This is a genomic window from Vibrio pacinii DSM 19139, from assembly GCF_000711795.1.
GTDB classification, from domain to species: Bacteria; Pseudomonadota; Gammaproteobacteria; order Enterobacterales; family Vibrionaceae; genus Vibrio; species Vibrio pacinii.
In genome coordinates this window covers 16,912-27,325 of record NZ_JONH01000024.1, presented here as the reverse complement: position 1 = coordinate 27,325, position 10,414 = coordinate 16,912, and the positions used below count along the sequence as shown (strand labels likewise).

Genomic DNA, 10,414 nt, shown 5'->3' with positions numbered 1-10,414 from the left:
TTACTGTGGCGTTTTCAAATAAAACAGAGTTTATCTCGCAGAGGAAATTGCTGGGATAATGCGCCAATGGAGCGCTTCTTTAGAAGTTTGAAGACAGAATGGGTGCCGACGGTAGGTTATCGTAGCTTCGCTGAGGCTCAACAAGAGATCACCCGCTACATTATCGGATATTACTGCCAACTCAGGCCACATCAGTATAACGGTGGCCTAACGCCCAATGAATCAGAAAGATTATATTGGGAAAACTCTAAAACCGTGGCCAATTTTAGTTGACCACTACAGTCATCCTGTTTACTTGCCACATTTAAATAGGCCGACAATAGTTTTTCGGCAAGTTGGTTATGTGCCTGAGATAATTCCAGTTGAGATTTTAGGTAATTCGCCTGCGCCTGATCTAAATCTGACCACAAACGGCTATCCCAAATAGTTTGCGCAAGTGATGCGCCATAACGATTAGTGTTATCTGTACTTTCATTCCAATTTGCAGAGGCTGTTGCGCTTAACGATGGCACCAAAAAACTGCGACTAGATGCAACACCCGTCTCGCCTAACTGCACACCAATTTTGGCTTTCTCATAGCTAGGGTCACTCATTTTCGCCTGCTGCCATGGTTCGCGCTCATCATGCTGGTATCGATAACCTCTTGATTGAGCTCTACGCCCTCAAGCACTTCGACATTGATTCCGTCAGACAAGCCCAACTTCACCTGACGTTTATGGAAACCTTGATCTGAACTATCCGGGATCAGCACATTAGGCGTATCACCTTCAAATTGCAGCGCTCGCTCAGGTAGCACAAGTACGTTTTCTGATTTTTGTAGGGTGATCGTTGCCGTTGAAGAGAAGCCTGAACGCAACATTATCTCCGAAGGAATCGCCAACTCGCCGACCTCAACACCAAAACCATTGTCAAAACTCTCTGCTATGGCGTCTGGAGAGTTTAAGTTTTGTGACTGAATAGCGACTTTAGTTAGCTCCCCCTTAATGACCACATCCGAGTAAGGAGCAACGGTTAGCAATACTGGCATTCCTGGAAATAACTGGCTGGCATCTTGCTCGCTGACACTGCCTTTAAAAATAAGGTTATTCATATCGGCCAAAGACATCATCTCTGTTGCCGCCTGACTTGATTGAGTTGAAGTGATCGGTTCACCCACTTCCACTTTACGATTTAGCACCGTGCCGTCAATGGGAGCATAAATAGTCGAGGTTAAGCGCACCTGCCCAATCGACGCTTCGCCACTGCGAATTAGCTCTAGGTTCTGACGCTTTTGCAGTACACTGGCCCGAGCAGATTTAACCATCGAGCGAGCACTAACATACTCATCATAGTTATTAGGAATAATGTCTTGCCTAACCAGACTTTCTAGGTTGGCGAGTTTCTGTTTAGCCGATTCAAGCTCGGCTTCGCTGCGCATTAACTCAGTTGATGCGTTAGTCAATGCTTGAGGCGTAGGGTTTGGTCGCACTTTAATCAGTGCTTGCCCTTGTTTTACCTTCTCTCCTACTTGAACATAGATTTCTCCTACAATTCCATCGAGCTGGGATTTGATTAGCACCGAATGCGCCGGGACAATTTGACCGACGGCCACAGCTTGCTTCTCTAGTGTCCCTTTCCCTACCATTAAGGTCACAAAGGTTTTAGGTTGCATCGATGACTGCAGATAGGAATACATCCCACTGCCGAGCAATACAACACTCACTGCGCAAGCAAGCCAAGTTTTCGCCATTATAGAATCCAATTATTGTCGTGTAGTTATTATTGTTGAGTAGTTCATATTGTTGTGTAGTTCTGTCGCGACTCCAAGTTCACAAAGTTCTGGGACAATGCACAACTTTAGGTAGATAACGTTGTAGCATTTTATCAGTACAGCCTTCCACCTCGTTAACCCAATATCGACCTAAACACTCTGTTCAACTCACTCTCATTCTCGCGCGTTGCCTCACAGCGATTGCATTGACTCATCACTCAGTTACCTGTAAAAGTGCTGAATGTTCGCAACTCTGATTGATTTTGATTTACTTACCGCTTGCTGGTCAGCACAGTTCAAGCAACAAGAGTTAATCAGAGTAAGTTATGCAGATTATCCACCACGGCGGTAAAGAGACAGTAACGGGTTCGTGCCATGAGTTCCGATCAAATGGCCAAGCGGTGTTGATTGATTGTGGGCTATTTCAAGGCGCTGATACCCGCCCATTGGATATTGAGTTTGACACCAAACCGCTCTGTGCCCTGCTGTTTACCCACACCCATATTGATCACATTGGCCGCCTGCCCTGGCTGCTCACGAACGGTTTTAATAAGCCGATTTACTGCACTGCAGCGACCGCAGAGCTTATCCCTTTGATGCTCGAAGACAGTTTAAAGCTGCAGCTCGGGTTAAAATACAAACAAGCACAGCGAGTGCTGAACCGCATCCGTAAATTGTTGGTTGCCAAAGAATATAATCAATGGTTTCCGATTGATGTGCAGCAACCAAATGGCCTTTACGCTCGCTTTCAACCTGCGGGTCACATTCTGGGTTCGGCGTACATTGAACTGCAATTGCCCAATCAAGAGGTAGTGGTTTTCTCTGGCGACTTGGGGCCAAGTAATACACCATTATTACCTGACCCAGTTTCTCCTGAGCGAGCTGATTATCTATTGATTGAAACCACTTACGGCGACAATCAACACGAAGAGATCGCGTCTCGCGCTGCGCGGTTGAAAGCCATTATCGACCGTTCATTACAAGATGGCGGATCGATCCTCATCCCTGCGTTTAGCGTTGGCCGAACGCAAGAGCTACTGTTTGATATTGAACAACTGATTCATGCCCACGACATCGACATTCGTCTACCGATTATTCTCGACTCCCCGATGGCGCAGAAGGTCACTCGATCTTATCGACGTTTTAAAAGCTTGTGGGGGCAAGAGGCCAAGCAACGCTTGCAATCACACCGTCATCCGTTAGCCTTTGAGCAATGCATCACGGTAGAAGACCACCGTACCCACCAGCGACTAGTGAACCGTTTAAAATCGACTGGCGAGCCTGCGCTTGTGGTGGCGGCCTCAGGAATGTGCCAAGGCGGGCGCATAATGGACTACCTGAAAGCACTGCTGCCTGATCAACGAACCGATGTGATATTAGCCGGCTATCAAGCCGAAGGAACGCTAGGCCGTGCGATTCAATCGGGTGACAAGCAGGTACACATTGATGATGAATACGTTGAAGTTAACGCACATATTCACACCATGTCTGGCTACTCAGCCCATGCCGACAAAACCGATTTACTGCGCTTTATCGAGGGAATAGAGCCTAAACCTAAACAAGTGCATTTGATTCATGGTGAGCCACAAACCCAATCGTATTTTGCTCAAGAGCTGAAACAGCGTGGCTACTCGGTAAAATAACAGCGGCCACGAGAAGCATCAATCAAATCAAAATCAAAATCAATCAAAGGACAGGTGTAAGGAACTTTAAATAAAAAAGCAGCAAATAAGCTGTTTGTTATAAATTTAAATGTCTTAGCGCTGCATTTTCGACTAGAATCATAACGTTAATCGATAATATTGATTTCCATATTAATCTTGCAATTGTGACTGGGTTATATTAGTACCAGCACGATTGCTTCATAGGGAGATGCAAACGTTGGCAAACTTTATTCACTCAGTGTTTCAACGCTTTCACTGTGCAATGATTAGCAAAAAGAGTATTCAATCTGTTGCTCTGTTGTTGGCAAGCTTATTACCTTTCTCAAATGCATCCGCACAGACCATTTTTGAACAGTACGGAATACCTAATCACTTGCCTAAATATGGCATCAGCTCTCTGACACAGGGAGACCATATTGTTGAGCATGTAGAGAAGGTCACCACCATTGATGGCGATGCCTCTAAGTCCTCTTTCTATTTGGTTCAAACAACCGATGACAAAGGCATCATAGACCTGCGAGTGAAATATTTTCCGGATCAACTTTCCCAAGATGAAGACGGTCTTTCGCTTGTTGATGATGGCGATGTAATTGATTCAATTGAATATTTATCACGAACGGAGTACAAGCTACGTCAGTATGCCGATAGTTATGATCAATCCTCGGTGGTGGTTAAAGAGATTGATGATAAAACCGCGATTGTGAGTTTCAATTATTCAAAATACGCACTACCGCAAGATGTCGCTTACTTTCGATTTATGAAAGTCGATGTCCATGTGATTGACCGTCAACCACAAAAAATGGTCATCGTGAACTCGGCGCCATTCGAGTATGGCCGTTATATCATTGAGAACTACCATCAAGAGATCATATTCGACAAACTGAGTGATGGTTCACTGTACGTAAAAACAAAAGCGGTCACAGCAAAAGGCACCTTTAAAGGCAAGCCAGCAAAATTGGAAGTAACCACCACTCCCGTTGTTTTCTATGATGATGTGACTGGCATCGAAGTGAAAAACGAAGAACTGTTTAAAGTCGTCTCTGACCCGCGTATACGAGAGAAGAAAATCGAGCTCAACAGAACCTTCCCTATAATGGCGGATTTGGTTCGAAAACAAGGGATTGATTTACCCCTTCCCTACGGATTTTCCGTTGCATACCGCAACCAAGCGATGGACTTAGGCTTTGAAACCTTTAATCTAGGTTTAGGGGAAATTGGTTACAAAAATTTAGACAAAGACTTTGACCCGAGTAAAAGTTTTGCGACAGTCAGCGCTGAAAGTATTTCACTGCGTGGTGATGTGTTTATTTTACCATTTTGGAACGTTTATGCGTTGCTAGGAAAAATCAAAGTACGAGCAGATATTGACGCAGAATATACCGCCGAAACCTTAAATGATTTTCGTGACGAAAACCCTATCATTGGAGGGCTCGCTTGTCGTGTGCTAGCCAAGGAAGGATTACCCTTGTGTGAAAGAGGTCGACTTGGCATTCCTCTATACCTCGATTACGATTTAGTCGGTGTAGGCACAACCTTAGCAATTGGGTACCGAGAGTTTTTTGCCACATTAAATGCCACCGTATCCCAAACACGTTTAGAGGGCCAGAGCGAATGGGGAGAGCCGTTGTTAGTCGTTCAACCGATGCTTGGTTATCAGTTAGTAGACTATCGAGCGCAAATCTTGGTTGGCGCGGAGTATCAAGGTCTCGACTCTCGTCTTAGTGGCAACTTAGGCTACGTGGACGAATTAGGCGGTGACTTTGAATATGATGTAGGAGTGAAAATCAATGAGTGGGCTTACTTGATTGGCTTTAACAAGCAGTTAGGCAGGCACTACAACGTGACGGCATTGTACAACAAAGGTGAAACGCGTGAATCGGTCACCATCAGCCTTGGTTATCGCTTCTAATCGCCTTGATTTGACGTCAATAACGGTTTGTTTCAAACCATGATTTTATTCAAATTTAAGTCTATTCGCGGAGCTTGGTGCAATCAAATACTGATTGCACCAAGCAGACGACATTTATCAATTCAAAACAGTGTAACCTCTATGCACCATGCAGTTGCGGGTTACCTCAAATTTTTGCTCTTCACTTAACTCAGAAGCATGACGTTTTTCGGCTCGGTGGTGTAACGCGCCGCCAACCAGACCGATGCCAGCACCAACCTTAGCGCCATCGCTACCACTACCACCTGCAATGGCAGAGCCTGCTGCACCAAGTAGTGCACCTCTGGCGGTTGAACCAACAACACTCCTACCTGCAGAATCCACCTCTTCAGGTGACACTTGCTGCGCATATTGCTGACACTCATACATATCAGCATGATATTGGGTGGTATCAACACCTTTAGTGTCCACAATCACATTTGGCGTAGCATAGGCGGTACTTGTAACCACCAGCATAAAAGCCGCAACCTTTAGCGCTCTCATGATTTATCTCCAACAACTTTCAGTCACCGAAGTTTAACGCTGCAATACGATTAATCGCTATCGGATAAGAAGGATCATATCCTCGCTTTAAAGACGCACTTTAGGCAAAACCTGAAATGATGAGTTAACACGTACAGTTCTGACAATTAGGCTAAGAGATAAAATGAGCCCAACAATTACAACCCTTTAAACAGCTCACCTCGGTGATAGCGAAGATAAGGCTTATGTTCACGCATAACCCTAAATGACATATCTTCTCGAAGTCCTATAACCTCAGGTGCTTCAAGATAGTCTGAGATAATGAGATAACGCAGCACTGTAGTATAGGGTCTGAATGAACATTAAAAAAACCACCGCTTTTGACGGTGGTTAAAAATTAACAACTTGAAGAATCGGCAAGATGGTTTATTTACTCAAAACCTCCACTGGCGGTTTTGTTCGACACAATAGCGCATAACCTAGAGAGGCAACCAGAATCGAATCTACTGAGGGAATACCCGTTAGAGTAAACATGCCATTTACAGTAGCAAAACCCGCTAATGAGCCAATACCCCAAGCCACAAATGTCATCGGTTTTACCGCAGCCTCTTTCTCTAGTAATGATTCATCGTAACCTTGACGGCGATTAATAAAAAAGTCAGCAATGTAAATACCAGCAATTGGTGGTGTAGCAATACCAAGGAATAATAAGAATGGGATAAACCAACCCATAATGTCCATGCTACCTAGAATCGTCGCTAGGACACCCAGCGCGACTGTTATCTTCCATTTCGCAATGTTAGTAAACAGTGTCGAGACGGCTAACGTGCCTTGGAACATATTACCTGCGTTACCAGTGACACAAGCAAAGATCAGCAAAATAGCAGCTGGTAGCGTGGTGCCAATTAAAGCCATCGCACCAAGTAACGAACCTTCTGACGTCAGCGAACTAGGAACTGCGCCAACAAAAAACAACACAGGGTAAGCCAAGCCAAACGTTAATGCGCCAGCAATCATTGCGTGTTTGCGATTGTGTACGAAACTGCCAAAATCAGGAGAGGTTGCCACTAGCACGATAATCGTACCCACAACTGATGAAACCGCAGTACCAAATGGCAATTGTTGCAACTTCTCAGTTGAAGCAATATCGGCACCTGTTGCCAAAAATAGAACCACAAACATAAGTACCACAATTACAGGCACTGCCATTTTAGACACTTTACCCAGCATATCGAAACCAGCTGCGGTAGCAGCGACAAAAATCACACACCCAATAGCAACTAACACTGGCACGGGGATCGACAAGCCAAAGCCGGATAACAAGTCATGGACACTGTGACCGAACATGTTTGCCGTAACGGCAATCCAGCCAAAAAGACTGATCGCCATAATCACGTTGATTGCAATAGCGCCTTGCTTACCAAATGAGAATTTAACGATACCATAGGTAGGTAAACGAGCTTGCTCGCCAATTGAAATGTTGATTACCGCTAGAACTGCAAGAATCAAACTACCGACGGCAATAATCATAGCCGCATTGCCCAGCTCCAGCTGGCTACCTAAACTTGATGAAGCCAAAAGAACCGGAGTAACCAGAATACCAAGGAGGATCATGGAAATCTGAAAACCTGATGCGGTATTCAGTTCATCATTGCTTTTTCTATTATTAGACATAATTCAAACCCTTTATTTCGATTGTTATTATTTCCAGCCATCTCGGTATAGGGTTTAACAATAAAGCTAATGAGATGGCTGGAATAAAAATCTAGGACATTAGCTCAACGCTTCGGTGTATTTACGCCATCCACCACTATGAGTTATCTCTTTTTGGCCTTCGACCAAACAAGGTTCACCTAGTACACCAAGTATCTCGCTACCATCAGCCAGTTTAACTTTGCCAATTGAAAGGCCTGCAGGCTCATTGCTTAATACCGTGGCAAACGCGGCCATTGGTAATGCCCATATTTCCAGATCAACTGAGTTGTTCTCTTCAATGGTACGAATCATCGCTGGGTGATCATCATTGATCGACCATAAACGGTAGTGCTTGTCTGTCACATCTTCTCGTACAAACTCAGCACCCACATTAATTAAGTTGTGGTTCAATTTAAGGCCGCGCATCAATGTGCCATTCACGGCTAGTAGTGTTGTCTCAGTAGACATAAAACATCTCCAATAACGGCCCAACAAGTGAGCCAAAATAAAATCAATTGCGAATCCAAGTGCCAGTGTTGCCATCAAGCGCTTGTAACAATGTGTTTGCTTGAGTAATGAGGCCCGCTCCATTAGGGTTTGCGGCAACAAACTGCAGCAAAGCTTCGACTTTCGGTTTCATAGAGCCTTCACCAAATTGGCCATCATCGCAAAGTCGCTTCGCCTCAGCTGGTGTTAGGTCATCAAGCCATTGCTGATTTGGCAGGCCAAAGTTGATCGCCACTTTCTCTACGCCTGTTGGAATAATTAGCATGTCAGCCTGAAGCTTCTCTGCAAGTAACGCTGATGCAACGTCTTTATCAATTACCGCTTCTACACCAATCAAATTGCCTTGCGGATCACGCTCAACGGGAATACCACCGCCACCACAGGCAATCACCAAAGTGCCGCTAGCAATTAAGTTTTCTATACTCGGTAATTCGACGATTGCTAAAGGCTTAGGGCTCGCTACGCAGCGGCGCCAGCCACGACCTGAGTCTTCCATGATGCTCCAGCCCAAACTGTCAGCACATTGCTGTGCAACTTCTTGAGTCATAAATGAGCCAATTGGTTTATTCGGTTTCACAAAAGCTTCATCACATGCATCAACGCAAGTCTGTGTCACCAGTGACACCACAGGTCGAGCAATCGCTCTTCGATTTAACTCATTGGTTAGTGCTTTTTGGAACATGTAACCAATTGCACCTTGAGTATCACCTACTGCGTAATCCACCGGGACTGGTGCGACTTCGTGCTCTGCCAACTCTGAACGTCGCAAAATAAAGCCAACTTGAGGGCCGTTACCATGAGTAATCACTAAGTCCCAACCACGTTCGATTAGGTCCACTAAGTAGCCAACGTTGTTTTCTACCGTGCGATACTGATCTCGAATGGAGCAATGGTCGTTATCATCAATTAATGCATTACCACCAAAGGCGACAACGGCGAGTGGACGCTTACTCATAAGATCACCTCACTGCGACGCTGCTCATCAAGTGCGCACAACGCATCAACAAAACACTGCATAGGCGCAGTCGTAATGCCAGCACCAATTTGGCCAACACCCGCTTGTTTATGGGCAATACCAGTATTAATGATGGGTAGTACGCCATTATCTACCACCTTACGCGCGTCAATGCCCGCCGCTGTTGGCGCAAAGTTCAATGCTGGTAGAGTAAAGGCTGGGTTGCCTCCTAGCGTAATAGTCTGCATAGCACGGCTATTGTTAGTGGCATCATTTGGTGTACCGCCAACAAACTTAACAATCGCTGGAGAAGAAGCCATCGCAAAACCGCCTACGCCGGCAGTTTCTGTAATCGCACTGTCACCAAGATCGGCTGCTGCGTCTTCAACACCATAACCTGGAAAGAACAGACCATTGACAGGGTTAGCTGGCGCCTGGAACCACTGCTTGCCAGTACCCGATAGCTGAATACCAAAGTTGACACCATTGCGCGCCATCACAGTTACCATAGTGCTATTTTCAACCCCTTCGGCTGCTTTAAGCATGCTCTTACACGCCGCCATAGAAAGGTTCAAAAAAAAGTGGTCATTGCCAGTTATAAAGCTGATCACTTGCTTTAGCTGGCCTTGCTCTAACTGAGTAGAAAGTAACGCTGGAATCAATTGTTTTAACAATAAGCCCGTAGCGGCCGCATTACGGTTATGAACTTCATCACCCATATGCAGCGCTTGCGCCATAATTGGTTTCAGCTCTAAGCCATTAATTGCACGCACTGCTGCTTTCATAGCTTGCGCTAGCTCAGTCCCCATCCAATCTAAACGTTCAATCACATCACTATTGTTAGCGCCAAAACGTAGAACTTTCCCTAAACCTTCATTAAAGTTAGAAAAGACACGCTGAATGCCAGATTCAGTTTGGTTCTCCACAACCCAAACCGGCATTGAACGACTAATAATTCCTGCCATTGGCCCGACCGCATCGTAGTGATGGCAAGGTTCAAACTGCACTTCGCCGCAATCAATCATCACTTGCGCTTGTTCAACTGTTTCCGCCCACTGTTCATAGACGATCGCGCCAAGAATCGCGCCTTGCACTGGGCCACACATATTTTCCCAGGCAATCGGAGGACCCGCATGCAGAATGAGTTTTCGTTCTGCAAGTTCAGGGATAGCCTCACCCGCTAACATCACATCAGTTAACGTTGGTTGAGCAGCCAAATAGCGACTCATTGCAACTTGGTTCGCTTGCTCTATATCCAACTGGTTCGTCATATCAGCCAGTGCGGTACCACCTTGCTTATCGCCATTGGCTGGCGGCTGCCAGTTCATGGCAATCGCACGACCACCCGCACGTTCAATATTGGTTGCAAAACTGGCTAAACCCGCATTTAGAACTGACAGTTTTTGACTAAATAAAGCTTTCATTCTGTAGCT

9 protein-coding genes and 2 pseudogenes are annotated in these 10,414 nt (G+C 45.4%); 3 read left to right on the top strand and 8 right to left on the bottom strand.

What is annotated here, in order from left to right; all coding sequences use genetic code 11:
- On the top strand, positions 1-273 hold a 273-nt coding region (locus tag BS19_RS19875; RefSeq protein WP_157631181.1), incomplete at its 5' end, for an integrase core domain-containing protein.
- An 8-nt stretch (positions 274-281) separates the two neighbouring features.
- On the opposite strand, the pseudogene BS19_RS14110 reads toward BS19_RS19875, so the two are convergent.
- Together BS19_RS14110 and BS19_RS14105 are read right to left on the bottom strand one after the other, a co-directional pair.
- Positions 282-614: pseudogene (locus BS19_RS14110) on the bottom strand (TolC family protein); the annotation flags it as partial.
- A complete protein-coding gene (locus BS19_RS14105; protein WP_038176084.1) occupies positions 590-1,729 on the bottom strand; it encodes an efflux RND transporter periplasmic adaptor subunit in 1,140 nt (379 codons plus the stop codon). The gene BS19_RS14105 and the pseudogene BS19_RS14110, both read right to left, overlap by 25 nt.
- A 347-nt stretch (positions 1,730-2,076) precedes the next feature.
- Here BS19_RS14105 and BS19_RS14100 point away from each other — a divergent pair, with 347 nt between their 5' ends.
- Together BS19_RS14100 and BS19_RS14095 are read left to right on the top strand one after the other, a co-directional pair.
- Entirely contained in the window at positions 2,077-3,393 is a 1,317-nt protein-coding gene (locus BS19_RS14100; protein WP_038176083.1) for an MBL fold metallo-hydrolase RNA specificity domain-containing protein, read from the top strand.
- A gap of 229 nt (positions 3,394-3,622) precedes the next feature.
- Complete coding sequence (locus BS19_RS14095; RefSeq protein ID WP_245609286.1) at positions 3,623-5,323, top strand: hypothetical protein; 1,701 nt, start codon at positions 3,623-3,625, stop codon at positions 5,321-5,323.
- A 117-nt stretch (positions 5,324-5,440) separates the two neighbouring features.
- On the opposite strand, the gene BS19_RS14090 is transcribed toward BS19_RS14095, so the two are convergent.
- The 6 genes and pseudogenes from BS19_RS14090 to BS19_RS14070 all read right to left on the bottom strand — a co-directional run bounded on the left by BS19_RS14090 (position 5,441) and on the right by BS19_RS14070 (position 10,405).
- The gene (locus BS19_RS14090; RefSeq protein WP_038176082.1) at positions 5,441-5,845 is read right to left on the bottom strand and encodes a glycine zipper family protein; all 405 of its coding nucleotides are present in this window, start codon (positions 5,843-5,845) and stop codon (positions 5,441-5,443) included.
- Positions 5,846-6,021: 176 nt separating this feature from the next.
- Positions 6,022-6,150, bottom strand: a pseudogene (locus BS19_RS20595) (HNH endonuclease); the annotation flags it as partial.
- Between the two features lie 100 nt (positions 6,151-6,250).
- On the bottom strand, positions 6,251-7,498 hold the full coding sequence (locus BS19_RS14085) for a cytosine permease (protein WP_038176081.1): 1,248 nt from the start codon (positions 7,496-7,498) through the stop codon (positions 6,251-6,253).
- A gap of 99 nt (positions 7,499-7,597) precedes the next feature.
- Positions 7,598-7,987, bottom strand: coding sequence for an allophanate hydrolase-related protein (locus tag BS19_RS14080; RefSeq protein WP_038176080.1), 390 nt, complete (start codon positions 7,985-7,987; stop codon positions 7,598-7,600).
- A 43-nt stretch (positions 7,988-8,030) separates the two neighbouring features.
- Complete coding sequence (locus tag BS19_RS14075) at positions 8,031-8,981, bottom strand: carbamate kinase (protein ID WP_038176079.1); 951 nt, start codon at positions 8,979-8,981, stop codon at positions 8,031-8,033.
- Entirely contained in the window at positions 8,978-10,405 is a 1,428-nt protein-coding gene (locus BS19_RS14070) for a YlbE family protein (RefSeq protein ID WP_038176078.1), read from the bottom strand. The genes BS19_RS14075 and BS19_RS14070 overlap by 4 nt, the downstream gene beginning before the upstream one ends.
- Between the last annotated feature and the right edge of the window lie 9 nt (positions 10,406-10,414).